Origin of the sequence: uncultured Gilvimarinus sp. (assembly GCF_963975215.1) — a bacterium.
Lineage (GTDB): Bacteria > Pseudomonadota > Gammaproteobacteria > Pseudomonadales > Cellvibrionaceae > Gilvimarinus.
The window spans coordinates 56022-72634 of record NZ_CAXBFW010000004.1 but is presented as its reverse complement, the minus strand read 5'-3'; the positions used below and the strand labels follow the sequence as shown (position 1 = coordinate 72634).

The window sequence follows — 16613 nt, the reverse complement described above, 5'->3', positions numbered from 1 at the left end:
TTCGCGTTAGCCGTCACTTTTTATCAACTGCCTCAAGTGTCACTCGCTAAAATCCTACTTCAATAACGCAGGCGCACTCCTTTCGCCCCGACCTTAAACACTTGCCGGGTTGTTCCCGGTATCGAATAGCGCCGGTTTAAAACGCCACTACCGTCTCACCCGTTGGGCTTTGCATCAAGCGTCACTCTCTCGGACGGCTTTAGTGTCACGGCTCTGTTTGCCGCGCGGGCGCCCACTTTGTTGGCGGCCTAGATTATGGGACGACGGCTGTATGAGGGCGCGATAGATTATCGTAATAGCAATAATAAGATTCCGATCGCTATTTGATTGTGGGCTGTGGCGTTAGGCCTCTTTGCTAATAAATATAAATAAAGTCCTTCACCCAGATGGAAATAATAATATGTCGATAATGTCCATAACCCAGCGCGTGGGGTTAGCAATGTTTGTCTGCCTGAGCATCACCGCTTGCGGCGGCTCATCGAACGATTCAGACAGTAGCTCCTCTCCTGCCAGCTCGGATGCCTCCTCCGGCAATAGCTCGGAACCTGTCTCGGTTTCTTCCTCTAGTAGCAGTGCGCTCAGCAGTAGCGAGCCGGCCTCAAGTCATAGCTCTGTCGTCAGCAGTGTTGCCTCCTCCAGCAGCAGCTCCGGGGCGCCTGTGGATTCGTCTTCGTCCAGCAGCGCGGCGTCCACCGCCAGCTCGGTATCGAGTGTGAGCGTTGTGTCCAGTGCCAGCTCACGCGCCAGCGTCAGCTCAGAGGCCAGCAGTAGTACCGAGTCTAGTGCCAGCTCAGAGTCCAGCAGTAGCGCCGAGTCTAGCGCCAGTTCCGAGGCCAGCAGTAGCGCCGAGTCCAGTGCCAGCTCAGAGGCCAGCAGCAGCGCCGAGTCTAGCGCCAGTTCCGAGGCCAGCAGTAGCAGCGATTCCAGTGCCAGTTCGGATGCCAGCAGTGTTTCATCTAGCAGCAGTTCGGAACCTGGCGAAGCTCGGGCGGTGGGTGAGGTATTTATCGATACCCTAGCCGATGGCGGCGCCACTTTCAGCGTTACCTTGCCCGAGCAAAAAGCCCAGGTGCATGTGTTTGCCCGTCTCAATGGCCTGCAGGATTACGTGGTTAACGATGTTCAGGAGTTACCGGCCGGCGTGACCGACAACGGCGATGGCACTTATACCTATCAGGTGTCGCGCGCCGATGCCTACGCGCCGGGCGACATGCTGGAAATTCGCTTCTATACCTATAAACCCGAGAGCGGGCAAATTCACTACCCAGGCCCCAGCGATGCCGATTGGCACAAAGTGACCTACGGTGAAGACCCGGAAGTCGGCTCCAGCTCCAGCGCCTCATCGGCCAGCTCCAGCGTTGTGTCTAGCTCGAGCACGAGCTCAAGCTCCAGTAGCGCCGAGAGCAGCTCGTCGGCTGCGGCCGGGCCGGGCGAGGTTGTTATCGACGCTACGGCCGGTGGCGGGGTCGAGTTTAGTATTCGCTTGCCCGAGCAAAAACAAGAGGTGCACCTGTTTGCGCGGCGCAATGGCGCGCAGGATCATGTGGTAATTAACCTGCAAAGCCAGGGCGGCGCCGAAACCGACAACGGCGACGGCACTTACACCTATCGCAATTCTCGCACGGGTATTTATACCGACGGCGATACCATTGAAGCGCGTTTTTATACGTTTACACCCGCAAGCGGCCAGATTTTTTATCCCGGCCCGTCAGATAACGTTTGGGCGCAGGTGACTTATAAAGCCGGTTCGGGCTCGGCCTCCAGCACAAGCTCGGACGCTAGCTCAGAATCCAGCGCAAGCTCTGAGTCCAGTATCAGTTCAAGCGCCTCGTCCAGCAGCAGTTCGAGTGTTGCCTCAAGCTCAAGCAGCTCTGTGCCGCTGGGCAGTATTAAGCCGTTGTACGACAGTGGCACCACGCTTGAGCCTGTGATCCAGTTTGATCGCGGCGATGCGTTAGTCACCCGTATTTCCGATCGCGGCCGCGACCGGCACGCCAAAGAAGATCACTTTCAGGCCTATGAGCACTACCTAAGTTTTTACTGGGAAGATCGCACCGCCGCCATCGAAATTGTCGATTACGTGGCTAAAGGTGGCAGTACGGTGCGCATGAATGTCAAAACCGAGTTTCGCCTTAACGATACCGAGGCCGAAAACCGCTGGTTCTATATTGGCAGGAATACCGTGGCCGAGTATTGCGATAACGGCACCATGGTGGTCGAAGACGACCTCAATTACCACAAAGAGCGCAGCCACAATTGCCGCGAGGGCCGCGCCATTCAGATAGGCGACAAGCTAGAGTTTGAGCTTAGCCAATTTCTCGCCCCCGGCGTACCCAACGGCCGCGCGGCCTACTATGGCACCACCTACCTGTATATTGTGGGTGAGGGGCTCGTGCCTTGGGAGGTGGGCGGCACCACGCCCGCCGGTGGCATTAAAGACTCGGTTAAAATCCCCGAAAAAGCCTGGCTAGGTGGCCACACCACCGTGCACGCTATGGCCTCAAACGAGCCAGACAATTTATTTTTACAAATGGCCACCAACACCGGCTACGATAACGCGCAGCCCTTTATGCTCGGCCGGCGCGTACTGCACAGCTCGTTTGTCGATGGTACACACGATGAACGGCCGTTCGAGAACCCGGCCTTTGGCCCGGCAATAGGTGGTGCCGGCCCACTGTTTGTCAACACAAGCTGCGCCGGGTGTCACGTGCGCAACGGCCGCGCTGCACCTAACCCGGTGGGCGAGCATCTGGACAAGTGGGTGTTTAAAGTGGGCGATGCCAACGGCAACCCACACCCGCAGCTAGGGCAGGTGTTGCAACCGGAGGCTAACGGCGGCGCCGGTAGTGAAGGTCAGGTAGCGATTTCATCCTGGACCGAGCAAAACGGTTTGCGCTCGCCTAACTTTGAGTTTAGCGGCGTAACGCCCGAGACTTTCTCGGCGCGTATTGCGCCGCAGCTGGTGGGTATGGGTTTGCTGGAGGCAATTTCTGAGTCAGATATTGTGGCTCAGGCCGACCCTGACGACGACAATAGCGATGGCATCTCTGGCCGTGTGAATCGCGTGGCCGATCCGGCGACCGGCGAGACGCGTTTAGGGCGCTTTGGTTGGAAGGCCGCTAAAGTCAGCGTCAAAGATCAAGTCGCCGGTGCCTTTAATACCGATATGGGCGTAATGACTTCACTGTTCCCGCACCCCGACTGTGGCAGCGAGCAAGAAAACTGCGGCCCCTCGGGCGCTGAGCTGGCCGACTCACACGTCGACAATGTGGTGAAATACATCTCGCTATTAGGCGTGCGTGCGCAGCGCGATTACAACGACCCGGCGGTGATAAACGGTGAAAACCTGTTTGACTCGATTGGCTGCGCCGATTGTCACACGCCCTCGTATCAAACCAGCCAGTTTCACCCGCTGGGCGAGTTGCGCAGCCAGGCGATTAAGCCGTATACCGACTTACTACTGCACGATATGGGCCCGGGCCTTGCCGATAACCTTGGCGAAGGTGAGGCAAGCGGCAGCGAGTGGCGCACCACACCGCTGTGGGGCTTAGGCTTGGCCGCCTGCGTTACCGGCGGCACAACCAACGCCCCGCAGGGCCAACAAGTGTGTACCCCGGTGCACAGCTACCTGCACGATGGCCGCGCACGCACCATCGAAGAGGCCATCTTGTGGCACGGCGGTGAGGGCGAAGCCTCGCGTCAAGGCTACGAGGCGTTATCGCCAGCACAACAAGAGGATGTATTAGCCTTCTTGCGCTCACTGTAAGCGGGCAGGCTAACGGTATTGCCGGGTAGCATCCAAAGCGCGCCTAAACCTTAGGGTTGGGCGCGCTTTTTTGTGATTATTAAATCCGAAAACGTGGCTTTAAATGCCGGGCTGGTAGCCCCTTATAAAGTCGTTGCCGCAAAAGCCACCCAAGCGGCGGTCGTGTTAAAAGTTTTGATCGGGCAAGTGAAGCAAATTGGATCGATAAGTGTTTTTTGGTCATGTCATTCTGAGCAAGCAGGAGTCCAGCGGCTTTATTCTAAGGTCATAGAATAGTCTTTTCCACGTATCCTTCACTGTTCTCTTTTAAGCATAGCGATTCAATACCGCACGACAACAGGTAATCGTAAATACCGTCATAGTATGAAGGGCATCGAGTTTCATCTTGTGCATTACCCTCGGGAACATAAATGACCATACCTTGCCTCGCTCTTGTAAGTAGAACTCTATAGGCATTTTTTAAGTAGCGTTGGCTATCGGAGTTATTGCGTTTTTGCCATTTTGTGCCCTTGAACTGCCAGTGCTCAAAAGCGCCGTTTATAAATCGATAGTCCGCATCCCATGCGACTAAACACCAGTCAAGCTCTAGTCCTTGAACTTGAAATTCGGTAGCTACGTCCTCAAGAAAGTTAGAAGATCGCACATCTTCAAATGGGTTTAGAAACCAGTTTCGAGGGTCTATTTCATTTTTTACATGTATTCCCTCGGGTTTTAATCTTTGCGCACCAGAAGTTGCCAGTATGCCGGCTGACTCGTTGCCTCTTTGTTGCTGTTTGATCCAGTATTTGGCTTTATTCAGGTCGCGGGTAACATAAATGGGGTACTGTTTTTTCAATTGACGTATTTCAGAATAAGTTGCTATTGCTTCTCCGTCGACTAGGTGGTGTATGGCATTTGCTAAGCGTTCAGATCTAAAAGAGCGCATTGAGGTAGATAAATGTAAACTTTCGATCGATTGAGACTTTGTGAATGATGAGTCATTTACTCCATCTGTTACGTAACTCCCCTTAAAAAGGCTGCTGGAATAGTAAACATCCCAGTGATTGAACTTATCTCTTAGCGCATCAATCCATCCTATTAGACCGGTTTCTCCGGTATTGATCTCTTGTCCACCGCCAATCAGTGCCACAATTACGGACCACTCTTTATGGCGGTCCATAAAGTCAATTAAAAGCTCCGGTTCTGACATTGAAAAATTTGGTTTATTTCGTTTTTTTCGCATGAATGAGCTTGTTTGTTCTTTATTCCATGCTCTTTGCGCCTCGTCAAAAACGGCTATTTGTTCAGGTGGCTTGCTTCCATCCAGGTGTGAATCACGAAAGCGGTGAATGTTCTGAATCATCTGCTCAGTGTTTCGGCGTGCATCTCGAATTGTGATATTTGTACGATTTTTCTGATCTTTCGCCAATGCCTCTTGCAGAACAGACACTAAGGGGCCGTTACCGCTAAGAAATACGGAGTAGAGCGAGTCTTCAGGATTGGAGTGCTGGCTTGCTACATTGAGGCCCACTAACGTTTTTCCTGCGCCGGGTACGCCCGTTACAAAGCAAATAGATTTTCTCTTATTGCTTTTACTGTGTCGGATAATGTCGTTGATTTTATTGCTTGTCGTAACAATGCAAGTTTTATCTGCCTCACTACGAGTTATATTCGCGACGCTGTGCGAGCTATAGAGTGCCCGAGCGGCTTCAATAATCGTCGGGGTAGGTAGGTAACCCGATGTGAGCCATTCCGGCACGTTGAAATTAGCAGCGTCGACGTTCTCTATAAACCTGTTAATTGTATTTAACAGTTGTGAAGGAGTAACACACATTGCTTGGGCGACGTCATCTGAATTCAGCACGAAGTTAACTTTTTGCTCTTCCGCATTTGTAGCCATAAGTAAAGGGATAATGACTTTATCGTGGCTACCTCTGTGAAAGTTTTTTAGGTCGAGAGCATAGCCGTGACACTGTCGTAGATCTTCCGCAAGAAACTTTTTAGCACCAACTTTAAACTCAATGACAAAAATCACCCCGCTGACAATTAAGACAACGTCGGCGCGTCGACCTATTCTTGGAATGTACATTTCAAGAAGAAGGTAAGCGTTTTTGATCTCTAAGGTTGTTAGTGTTTCTTTTAGAATCTCAATCTCTTCTGCCCAGGCCCGGGTGGCAATATTTTGCAGGGTTTGAGTGTGAGCCGTGCTTAACTTTCCTAAGATAGAGTCAGTACTTTCGTGGAGAAATAACTGCAAGTCACTAGCGTACATGGCTGGATTAATCATTGGTCACCCCAATGTCAATCAGCTCTGCGGCTTTTACTTCTAGGGCTTGAGCGATCTTAAACAGGTTCAGTAAGCTGACGTTACGTTTGCCGCGCTCAACGCCACTAATGTAGGTTCTATCGAGCTCTGCGCGTGATGCTAATGCCTCTTGAGAGAGGTTTTTATTCAGGCGCCTTTCTTTTATCTTGCCGCCAATAGCAACGAGTAGATGATCTGACATAGGTGTCTCCTTATGATCAGATCATCTTTTTGTGTAGACAATAAGTCTACGGACTATAAGTCACATTTTCTCGGTTAGGGTTAAAGCTGGAAAGTCCGATAGAAGCTAAGCCGCCGGAGAACCCGGCGGCTTAAGGGCTTACAGCTCGCCGTCGGCGGCCATTTTCACGTAAGTGGTATCAAAGCGTAGCTTGATATTGCTTTTGTCGCCGAGTACGGAGGCGTCGCCGAATTCCATGCCGATGACATCGGGGCTGGGGCTGCCTTCGCCCAGTAGGCCCTTATCGAATGAGAACTGGCGAACTTTGTCCATAAAGCCGATTAGGTCTTTATTGCTGGCAAACTCGTAAGCGGATTCGGGCGTGTAGAACAGCATGGTGTCGTCTAGCTGCGCCTCGTAGCCCGCTAAGTCGGTGCCGGCTTGTTCGGCCATGTAGGTGCGGGCGGCTTTGGCTTCGGCGCTGTCGCCTTGCATCAGGGCCAGAGTTTCAAACCAGGCACCTACCAGGGCTTTACCAAACTCTGGGTTGGCTTCTAGCACTTCAGTGTTGGCGGCCATCATGTCGATGATTTCGCCGGGGATTTCTTTCGAGGTGAACACCTCGGTGGCTTTGGGGGCCTCATCCAAAATAATACCCAGCTGTGGGTTCCACACGGCGGCCACGGTGACGTCGTCGGTCATAAAGGTCGATACCGCGTCGGCGTCGGAGGTGTTTACCACGGTGACGTCACGCTCAGACATACCGTGGATATCCAGCGCGCGGGCTAAAAAGTAGTGCGATACCGACAACTCAACCAGGTTGACGTTATGACCTTTAATGTCTTCGACGCTGTCGCCCTCTTTAATGACAAGGCCATCGTTACCGTTGGAGTAATCACCCAAAATCAGGCCGGTGGTGTCCACGCCGTAGGCGGCGGGGATGGTTAGCGCATCCATGTTGGTCATGGCGCAGGCGTCAAACTCGCCGGCGGTGAACTGGTTGATGGACTCGATGTAGTCGTTCATTTGTACCACTTCGATCTCGATGCCGTATTTGTCGGCCCACTTTTTTACAATGCCTTTGTCGTTGGCGTAGGCCCAGGGCATCCAGCCGGCGTAGATAGACCAGGCAACTTTAAACGAGGTTTTTTTCTCGGCGGCGTGTGTGGCCAGGCTAAACACCAAAAGCACGGCGGTAATAATTGTGTAGATAAAAGATTTTTTCTGAGTCATAAGCGGTTACCTGTCGATAAAAGTTAAAGTGAATGACTGAACAGAGGTTGGGTGTAGCGCGTTAGGGTTTCCGCTTCCTGCGAGAGCCAAGATGTTGCGTCTTGTGTTGTGGGGGTTGTTTGCGCGTAGCTGCAATGGGCCTCGATGGTGTCGATGCTAAAGCGCCGCAGGCGCGCGCGACCAAGATCGTCGGTAAAACGGTGCAGCACTTGTTGTTGCTTGTCGTCGAACTCAAACCCGTCGAGTGGCAGTAGCGGCTCACCGTTGCGACTGGGGGCGGTGGTAAGTTGTATTTTATAACCGCCACTCAGCGAGCCGTGAGCCACGGATGTTTCAAATTGCAGCAGTGGTTTGAGGGCGTTAGCATCGCCCTGCGCCGCCACTAAGGCTGCACGAAACTGATTGGCTGGTTGTGCATCAGCCTGGCTGTCGGGCCGCCCCAGTACCAGCGCGGCGTAATCACCACAGACAATTAAGCCACCGCCCCGGTACAGGACGCTGTTGCTATCAAGGCAGGTGTCATCGATCAGGCGCAAGCCCACCAACGGGCCGGGGGCGGAGGGTTGCAAACGCCAGTCTTCGACATAGGCGTTGCTGGGGCACAGCTCGATCATGCAGTTGCCAATGCGGTGCAGTATGCCGGGCTCGGTCCAGCGGTTGTGGTATTGCAGTGAGGTGTCGGCAAGCCAGCTTAAGGCGGCGCCATCCCATTCGCAGGGGGCTTCCCAGCCTTCGTAATTGCCCAGTGTGCGCAGCTCTTGTTCGGTGTATTGCTCCAGCGCTTTGGCGCTAACTTGTTGGCTGTTAATGGGCAGGCGCAAATCGATGGTAAAGTTGCGGCTTTGCAGCCAGCACACGTGGGTGGCTATATCGGTAGTGCCATCGGCAAAGCTGATGGAGCTGCGTTTGTAGTAACCCAGCATCCAGTCGGGTACGCCGCTTTGGGCTTGTGTTGCATGTTTGTTAATAAGCTCAAGTAAGTGCATGGGGTTATCCTTGTGCTCCGCTGTGGTAGCCAAAACTGGACAGACCCTTTGAGCCCTCGGGCATTTGTATCTCGCCCTGTTCGAGTTTGGTTTTTAAGTACTGAAAGGTTTGAATGGTTTGCGCGTATAAATGCTCGCCACAATTGATGGCGGTGTAACGATTTTGGTTGCCGGCCTCTTTGGCGTCGAGCAGTGGCGATATCACCGTGTCGTAATCGCACGCGCAAAACAGCGGAAACGAGTAACGCTCCTCCTGTACTTTGCGTACCCGGTGTGAGGTAGCCACAAACTCGCCGTTGCTTAATACCTCGAGCATGTCGCCGATGTTAATCACAAAGGCGTTATCCACCAGAGGTACGTCAATCCACTCGCCGGCGCCGTTAAGTACCTCTAGCCCCGGTGCGGTAGGTAATAAAATGGTAAAGCACTCGTAATCGGTATGGGCGCCAATACCGGGCCGATCTTGCGGTGCGTTTGCGTTAAACGGATAGTGGATTAAACGCAGTTGGCTCGGTGGGGTTGTCACTAATTTGGTGAGCGTGTCTTCGGGCAAGCCAAGGGCTAGGGCAAAACCCCGAAACAGGTTTTGGCTAACCTCAAGGGCCGCCTCGTAATAGGCTTTTACATCGCGTTTAAAAGCGTCGTCATCGGGCCACTGGGTGGGCCCCAGCATGGGCCTACGACCGTCTTTAGGGAGGTAGTCAAAATTAACGTCGTAGGTTTCTTTGTGGTCGATGTTGCCGTCGCCAAACTGCTCTTCACCCTCGGGTACGTAACCGCTGTGATTAACCGATTGACCAATGTAGTAGCGCATTTTTTGCGCCAGTGGTTGGGCAAAAAAATCGCGCGTGCGGGCTTTTAAGTTTTCGCTTAGGGCGGGTTCGATACCGTGGCCGGTAATGTATAAAAAGCCGACCTCGCGAGCCGCTTTGCCAAGTTGCCCGGCAACGGCTAAGCGATCTTGTAAATCGCTTGAGCGCAAGCCGCTGATATCCACTTGCGGTAACTCGGTAAACGCTGTGTGGGCACTGGGTGTGTTGCTGGATGCCACGACAACCTCCTGAATAATAATTCAAAATGTCGTCTGGTCGTCCAGACAGAAAAACGGTGAAACCGCTCCGGGTCGTCCCGGAAGTTTCTGTTACTTGAGCAATTAATACGCCAACTGCCTGCGTAACAGTTCGGGGATTCTAGTGGTATGTTTTTACGAGGTTTTTTGCACAGTGCGTAACGGCGGCGCTAAAGCCGGAGGTGGGATTGTGCACCAAGCTTAGGCAAGGTTGCGGGCAGCGTGGCCGCACAAGAGCCAAAATGGCGCAGCGGTGCGGCGTACGTAATCGGTAGACTTGACTTGGTTGGCGCGCATTAAAATTTTACGTGTAGCAACCGCAAGTCAAAAATAAGTACCGCATTGGGCCCGATTTTATTGCCCACACCTTTTTTACCCCACGCCAGTTCGGGTGGCACGACAAACTCGTAGCGGGCGCCCTCTTGCATCAGTTGCAGGCCTTCGCGGATGCCGGGGATGGCCTCTTTCATGGTGAATTCGTCGGGGATGCCTTCTTTGTAGGTGTCGCCGATGATTTTGCCGCCCACTAACTGTATGCGCTGGTTGACCTCGACTGTGTCGGCTTCGGTGGGGGTCATGCCATTGCCGTCTTCCAGTACGCGGTAAAGCAAGCCGGTGGCGGTTTCTTGCACGCCCTCTTTTTGGCGGTACTTATCTATGTAGCTCTCGCTGGCGGCGCGGTTTTGGCCGGAGGAGCCTTTATTAAGTTTCTTTTTGCTCATAACTTATTGGTTCATTAAGTGGTTTTAAGATTGATGTTTACAGGTTGTATTAATAGTGGCACGAACCTGTCGTCGCCTGCACGTCGTTTAAATCAGCTGTGCTCGGTTAGCAGGCGGCACAGAGGCGTGTTGATGTAGTAGTTAGCTCGGCCAATTTTTTGTTTTTCTAAAAAATGGTTCTCGACGAGTTGCTCAAGGTATTTGGTCGCGGTGATTCGGGAAACGGATAGCTCCTCCACCACAAACTCGATCTTGGTGTAGGGGTGGCTAAACATATTGTTTAACAACTCCTGCCGGTAAATTTTGGGCAGCTCCTCACGTAGGCGGTGCTTGTACGCTTTCATCAGCTTTTTGATTTCGGTAATCAGCTCGATGGTATTTTGCGCTGTACCGGAAACACCCTCGAGCATATACAGTAGCCAGGGCTCCCAGTGGCCGGTTTCTCGAGCTGCCTGAAGGTGGTGGTAATAGTCGGCCTTGTGGTGGATAAGAAACCGGCTTAAGTACAGCACAGGCAGGTTAAGCAAGTCTTTTGCCACCAGATAAAGCATGTTCAGAATACGGCCGGTACGACCGTTGCCATCGTAAAAGGGATGAATACTTTCAAATTGGTGGTGAATAATCGCCATTTTAACCAGCGGGTCGGCATCGCAGAGTCCGTCGTCGTTGATATACTCCACCAGATTATTCATTAACCGGTCGATGTCTTCGGCGTGCTGCGGCGGGGTGTAGATGACCTCGCCGGTTTTGGAGCTTTTAAGTTCGGTGCCCGGAAGGCGACGAAACCCCGCTTTGTTTTTTTCCAGGGTCTGCTGAATGGTCTGAATATCTGACAGCCGAATCAATTTTTGATGGCGCACCACCTGAAACCCTTGCCTGAGGGCGACCGCGTAGTCTTGCACCTCTTTAGCTGCCGGGTTGAGCAGGTTTTCTTCAAACAGGCTCGCCTTGTAGAGCTCATCGTGAGTGGTGATGATGTTCTCGATCTCAGAGCTGTCTTTTGCCTCTTGCAAACTCAGTGTATTGATCAAGATAGCTTCGTTGGGAATGGTGGCCGCTACGCCTTTTAGCTCTGCCAGAAAGCGGTGCGCTTCGGCGGTTTTTTTTAGTACCGCCCGGGTCTCCAGCTCAGTGATATTGGGCAAGGGGAGTAAAGGGGGATGAAACTCCATCGATGAGACCTTTGGCGTTAGAGTGAGCAATGGCGGTACAATGTGTATATATTTTTGTAAATTCTATACATGTTGTGTCGAGATGTATATTTTTCTTGGTTTTTTATGTTTATTAAGCACGATAGAGTTAGCTTTTTGGTTCTCTCTACAAAATATTACTGTGTGACTGGCTGGGGTGTCGGTCAGCTCAGGCTCAATGGCATCAATGTCGGGTAATAGCCGCAAGCCCTGGCTTTAAGTGACGTATTTGCGTCAGGAGCCTGTCCTTTGTTCTGGGTCCGAGGACACTTTGGCGCAACTGAGTAATAAAACGCCAGGGCCGGGGCTATGGCTTTGTTGTGCCTTGGTAACAGGTAGGCGAGCTGGCCTCGCTTTGGCACTGCTGGTCTTCCTCGGCGATGGCTTCCACCAGGCATTGGCGCAGTATCGGCAGGTGCGATTTGGCCGGGTCGCGGCTGGCGGTGAGCAGCGTGAGGGTGCCGTTGCGGGCGTGGCGCAGCAGCGGGGTAAGGCACTGAGGGTTGCTGTGTAGCTCGTGGCGGTAGGCGTGACCAAAGGCCTCGGGGGTGAGTTCGTCGCGGTGCCAGCACTGGCGCAGGCCGCTCGAGGGCGCGGCGTCCTGATACCAGTCGTCGATCTCCAGCTCTTCACGCTGGCGGCCCCGGGGCCAGAGGCGATCCACCAGAATGCGGATGCCGTCTTGCTGGCTGGGGCTGTCGTATAGCCGTTTAATGGCGACGACGGGTTTCATGGGGGCTCCTCGCGTAGGTACTGTGCGCTAAAGCCCTAGTCTAACGTCTGCGGGGGTTCCGGCTCAAACCGATTCCATTTGCTCGCGCTCGTGCTCGAGTTGTGCCAGTGCCTGCTCGCGGTTAAGGGCATCGGCGGGCGTTAGCAAGGTGACGATCACGCCCGCCAGCAGCGAGACCACAACCGCTGGAATCACCGGGTTGCCCCAAAAGTCGCGATAAAAATTGGCGACGATCAGCGAGGTGATAGAGGCGGCCAGCAGCGCCGCCAGTGCGCCGGCCCAGTTAAAGCGCTGCCAAAAACGCCCCAGTAGGCCGCAAACGAACAAGCCGGCCATGACGGTGGCGATCATGGTGGTGATGTAGCCGATAATATCGTCGGACAGTAACGCAAAGCTTAAAGCGATAAAGATAACCACCACCAGCGATAGGCGCGAGTAGCTAACCACTTTATCGCGCGCGGGCATACGCCCGGTCACCAGGCTAAAAATATCGCGCAGTAAAATGGATACCCCGGCGATGGCGTCGGAGCTGGCGCTGGACATGGTGGCTGACAAGCCGGCAATCAACACCAATACCCCAATAGCCAGTGGTAGTACCTCGGCCGCTAAATAAGGGAAGGCAAAGTTGCGGTTATCCAGCTCGGGGTTTAGGGCGTAGGCGCCCATACCGATAATGGCCGGCACACAAGAGAAGGCTAAGTACAAAGTGCCGGAGGTGTAAAACGATTTGCGCACCGAGCTTACGTTGTGCGCCGAGTAAATGCGCTGACGAAACGACGGTGTGGCCAACACGCCCACAGCGATTACCGCGATAAGCGAAATGCCGTGCACCATGCCAATGGATTCCAGCGCTAAAAATGAGACGTTGGCATCGGGTTGCGCGCTCATTAGGGCATCCCAGCCGCCCACCTGATCAATGGCGAACAGGGCCATTAAAATAAAACCGACGAATAAAATAATGGCCTGTAAGGTGTCGGTCCAGACCACCGCGTTGTAGCCGCCGATAATGACGTAAATGGCAAAGCTTGCCGCGATAATAATTTTGGCCCACTGCAAATCGATATTCGCAATCCAGGCAAGGTATAAGCCGCCGCCTAAAATATGCGCCCCCAGCCAGCCGATACTGGCGATAAAAATAAGCACGGCAACGATATTTTTAACCAATTTGTTGGCGCCCACATAGTAAGAAATCTCTTCACTCATGGTCATAAAGCGTAGCGCGCGTACCGGTGCAAACCACCACCCCAGCAATAAAATACCAATAGCGCCGCCAATGCCGTAAAGGGTTCCGCCCCATCCGTTGGCGTAGCCAAAACCCACGGCGCCCATGGACGAGCCCGTGCCCACCATCGTGGCAACCGTGGTGCCAATAGTCAGAAATATAGGCAGGCCGCGCCCGGCCAGTAAAAAGTCCTCGCCACTTTTGTTGCGCCGTGAGACAAAAACACTCAGGGCGATAAGGGCGAGTATATAAACGGCTAAAGCGGAAAGAAATGTTGTGGTATTCATAGTGAGTGCGCAGCGTTACGGATTATTAGAATGATCAAAGCTTAGAAGAATACGGCGCCCGCTACCGGACGCCGCTGACATTACTCTGGTTTTTTGTAACAGATAACGCCCACTTCGACTTTGCAGTCGACGACTAGGTCGCACACCGAGCAAATACGCGCGGGCGGATGGTCGCCAAAGTTTTCTTTAAAGACTTTGTTAAACGATTGAAAGTAACGGGCGTCGGTTAAGATCACCGTCAGGTGCACCACGTGCTCGCGATCGTACCCGGCGTTGCGCATAATCTTTAGGCAGTTGTCGATGGCCAGTTGTGACTGCTCGACCACGCTGCCCTCGACCACTTCTCCGTCCAGCATCGGGGTTTGCCCCGAGACATACAGCCAGCCATCGGCGCCAGCGGCGTGAGAAAAGGGCAAGTGTTGCCCGCCGGTACCGGTGCTGCCCTCAGCGCCATAACGTTTAATGCTCACAAAGTTTCTCCTCTGCTATAAAAGTGTCAGCAACCTGTGGCTGACGGAATAAAAATTGTCCGGCGCGGCCGGGTACGGTTTGCCCGGGCTGATAACTCAGTACTCCGTTGACCCACACCCGCTCGATACCACTGGCGGCTTGCTTGGGGTTTTCAAAGGTGGCCAAATCGCGCACGTTTTGATAATCAAACAACACTAAGTCGGCCCAGTTGCCCGGCTTAATTTCACCGCGCCCTTTAAGCTGAAATTGTTTTGCGCTTAAGCCACTCATTTTGTGCACCGCCTCGTTTAACGGCAGCAAACCTGTGTCGCGGCTGTAGTGGCCCAGTACCCGGGGGAAGGTGCCCCACAAACGCGGGTGCGGGTGAGGGTCTTTGGGTAAACCGTCCGAGCCGATCATGGTGCGCTTGTAACGTAAGATGTTGCGCACGTCTTGCTCGTCCATGCAGTAGTAGACGGCGCCGGCCGGTTGCAGGCGTTTGGCCGCGCTTAGTAAATCGCACTGCCAGTGCTCGGCAATTTCGTGCAAGTCGCGTCCGGCCTGTTCCGGCTCAGGCTCCGACCAGGTAATAAAAATGCGCGTATCGCTGGTTACCTGGGCTAAATCGAGGGTGCTGGAGCTGGCAGCGTAGGGGTAGCAATCACAGGCGACGGTTTGCTTTTTGGCGGCGTACTCGAGCGTATTAAGCAGTTGCTCGCTGCGGCCCCAGTTGCCTTTGCCGGCGCATTTTAAGTGCGAGATTACCAGCGGCACTTTGCCGTGCTCGGATGTGATAAAGGCTTCGTCCATCGCCTCGAGAATACCGTCAAACTCGGTGCGCAAATGGGTGGTGTAAATGCCGCCGGCGCGGCCCAGCTCGGCCACCATGGCTTTCACCTCGGCGATATCCGATTGTTTGGCGCTGGCGTAGGCGAGCCCCGAGCTCATGCCCAGCGCGCCGTCGGCCATGGCCTGGCGCAAATCGGCGCACATGGCGGTTAACTCTTGCGCGGTGGCGCTGCGGTTAAGCTCGCGCATGTGGTTGTTGCGAATGGCGGTGTGGCCCACCAGCGCACCCACGTTGATGCCGGGCCGGGCCCGCGTGACGGCGTTGGCGTAGTCGCTAAAGCTTGGGTAACAAAAGTCGGCTTGCTGGCCAAGTAAGTTGAGCGGGTCGGGCGGGGCCGCGCTTAAGCGCACCGGGCTGGCACTGATGCCGCAGTTGCCGACGATAACCGTGGTAACCCCCTGACTGATTTTGGTGGGCATGGTCGGGGCGTCGATAACGTTGATGTCATCGTGGGTGTGCACATCGATAAAGCCCGGTGCCAGATGCAGCCCGGCCGCGTCGATAACCTCGCGGGCCTCGCTTTTAAGGTTGATGGCGATGTCGTGAATGCGGCCATTAAGGACGCCGACGTCGGCGGTGTAAATAGGGCCGCCGCTGCCGTCAACAATGTGGGCGCCGCGAATAATGGTATCAAGTGTCATAGTAAACTCACATTCCGTCCATGGGTTACTTCTGATTGATACACTCGGGGCGCCGGGGCGGGTCAGTCTCCTAGCGGTAAGCGATCCTGGCCCTGCTTGTGGTTGTCCAGAGTGTGTTTAATACGCCTGAGCGTTTCCCGGCTTTTGCGTTTGTGGCGGGTGGCGAGCTCGGTTGCCAAAACATCGATGGCCGCCAGCATCACGTAGCGCGAAGCACTGGGTTTAAAAATAAAGTCGGTCTCCATCGTCTCGATGGGAACCAGCTGGTCGACGCCGCGACCCAGCGGTGAATTTTTGGTGGTAATGCCCAGCGCGCGTGCGCCGTATTCCTGCGCGATTTCCATCGCGTCTTGTACATCGGGGCTGTAACCGCCCACCGACAGGCAAATCACCACATCGTTACTGTCTACCGAGGCGGCCGCCATGCGCATCAGCATGGGGTCGGAGTAAGCGGCCGCGCTAAAGCCTAAGCGAAACAGGCGGTACTGAAACTCCTGTGCCATGACGGTAGAGCCGCCCCCTACACCAAAAACCAGCACTTGTCTGGCCGGCGATATCAGCTCAATGGCGCCGCGTATAACGGCCTCTGTCATGAGCGTGGCGTTGTGCTCCAGCGAGTTTTTTACCGCTTCGTATACGCCGTGGGTAGCGCTGGGCTCGACCTTGGCATCGGTATAAAAGCGTTGTCCTACCGCAAGCGATTGCGCCAGGCGCAGTTTTAAATCGCGCACATTGGTGCAATCAACCGCGCGGGCAAAGCGGGTGATGGTCGCTTCACTTACACCGGCGCGCTGCGCCAACTCGCTGATATTGGCGTGCGCGGCAAAGGTCATATCGTCCAGTACCACTCGGGCTATTTTTTGCTCGGCGCCACGCAGCTGGCCAAACATAGTGCTAATGCGCGAGACAATATCGGGTTCATGGGTCACGTTGGGTATCCTTCCATATCTTTTGTTTGTGCCTTGGGGCATGCCCGGACGCAAATGTAAGCGCGCCAGT

Annotated in this window: 14 protein-coding genes; 1 reads left to right on the top strand and 13 read right to left on the bottom strand. The window is 54.1% G+C overall.

Annotation, left to right across the window (positions count from 1 at the left end):
• Nucleotides 1–603: 603 nt before the first annotated feature.
• On the bottom strand, nt 604–1035 hold the full coding sequence (locus AAC019_RS04525) for a hypothetical protein (protein ID WP_339897385.1): 432 nt from the start codon (nt 1033–1035) through the stop codon (nt 604–606).
• Between AAC019_RS04525 and AAC019_RS04520 the strand changes: the two genes are divergently transcribed.
• Nucleotides 992–3766: a di-heme oxidoredictase family protein gene (locus tag AAC019_RS04520; protein WP_339897384.1), complete on the top strand. Its 2775-nt coding sequence runs from the start codon at nt 992–994 to the stop codon at nt 3764–3766. The genes AAC019_RS04525 and AAC019_RS04520 overlap by 44 nt on opposite strands.
• A 265-nt stretch (nt 3767–4031) precedes the next feature.
• Here the strand turns inward: AAC019_RS04520 and AAC019_RS04515 are convergent, their stop codons facing one another.
• From AAC019_RS04515 to AAC019_RS04460, 12 genes are all read right to left on the bottom strand, one after another.
• Complete coding sequence (locus tag AAC019_RS04515) at nt 4032–6032, bottom strand: DUF2075 domain-containing protein (RefSeq protein ID WP_339897383.1); 2001 nt, start codon at nt 6030–6032, stop codon at nt 4032–4034.
• Nucleotides 6025–6252, bottom strand: a complete 228-nt coding sequence (locus AAC019_RS04510; RefSeq protein ID WP_339897382.1) for a helix-turn-helix transcriptional regulator — start codon at nt 6250–6252, stop codon at nt 6025–6027. Before AAC019_RS04510 ends, AAC019_RS04515 begins: the two co-directional genes overlap by 8 nt.
• Before the next feature lie 138 nt (nt 6253–6390).
• Complete coding sequence (locus AAC019_RS04505; protein WP_339897381.1) at nt 6391–7464, bottom strand: putative urea ABC transporter substrate-binding protein; 1074 nt, start codon at nt 7462–7464, stop codon at nt 6391–6393.
• Between the two features lie 23 nt (nt 7465–7487).
• Nucleotides 7488–8450, bottom strand: coding sequence for a hypothetical protein (locus AAC019_RS04500; RefSeq protein WP_339897380.1), 963 nt, complete (start codon nt 8448–8450; stop codon nt 7488–7490).
• Between the two features lie 4 nt (nt 8451–8454).
• Nucleotides 8455–9501 (bottom strand): 2-oxoglutarate and iron-dependent oxygenase domain-containing protein, encoded by a 1047-nt coding sequence (locus tag AAC019_RS04495; protein WP_339897379.1) that lies wholly within the window; start codon nt 9499–9501, stop codon nt 8455–8457.
• 314 nt (nt 9502–9815) lie between these two features.
• Entirely contained in the window at nt 9816–10241 is a 426-nt protein-coding gene (locus tag AAC019_RS04490; protein ID WP_339897378.1) for an FKBP-type peptidyl-prolyl cis-trans isomerase, read from the bottom strand.
• 92 nt (nt 10242–10333) lie between these two features.
• Nucleotides 10334–11413, bottom strand: coding sequence for a Fic family protein (locus AAC019_RS04485; protein ID WP_339897377.1), 1080 nt, complete (start codon nt 11411–11413; stop codon nt 10334–10336).
• 325 nt (nt 11414–11738) lie between these two features.
• Nucleotides 11739–12164, bottom strand: coding sequence for a DUF488 family protein (locus AAC019_RS04480; protein ID WP_339897376.1), 426 nt, complete (start codon nt 12162–12164; stop codon nt 11739–11741).
• A 63-nt stretch (nt 12165–12227) separates the two neighbouring features.
• On the bottom strand, nt 12228–13673 hold the full coding sequence (locus AAC019_RS04475) for a sodium:solute symporter family protein (RefSeq protein WP_339897375.1): 1446 nt from the start codon (nt 13671–13673) through the stop codon (nt 12228–12230).
• 80 nt (nt 13674–13753) lie between these two features.
• Nucleotides 13754–14143, bottom strand: a complete 390-nt coding sequence (locus AAC019_RS04470; protein WP_041521737.1) for a RidA family protein — start codon at nt 14141–14143, stop codon at nt 13754–13756.
• On the bottom strand, nt 14133–15614 hold the full coding sequence (locus AAC019_RS04465; RefSeq protein ID WP_339897374.1) for a D-aminoacylase: 1482 nt from the start codon (nt 15612–15614) through the stop codon (nt 14133–14135). The genes AAC019_RS04470 and AAC019_RS04465 overlap by 11 nt, the downstream gene beginning before the upstream one ends.
• A gap of 62 nt (nt 15615–15676) precedes the next feature.
• Complete coding sequence (locus AAC019_RS04460) at nt 15677–16543, bottom strand: MurR/RpiR family transcriptional regulator (RefSeq protein ID WP_339897373.1); 867 nt, start codon at nt 16541–16543, stop codon at nt 15677–15679.
• Between the last annotated feature and the right edge of the window lie 70 nt (nt 16544–16613).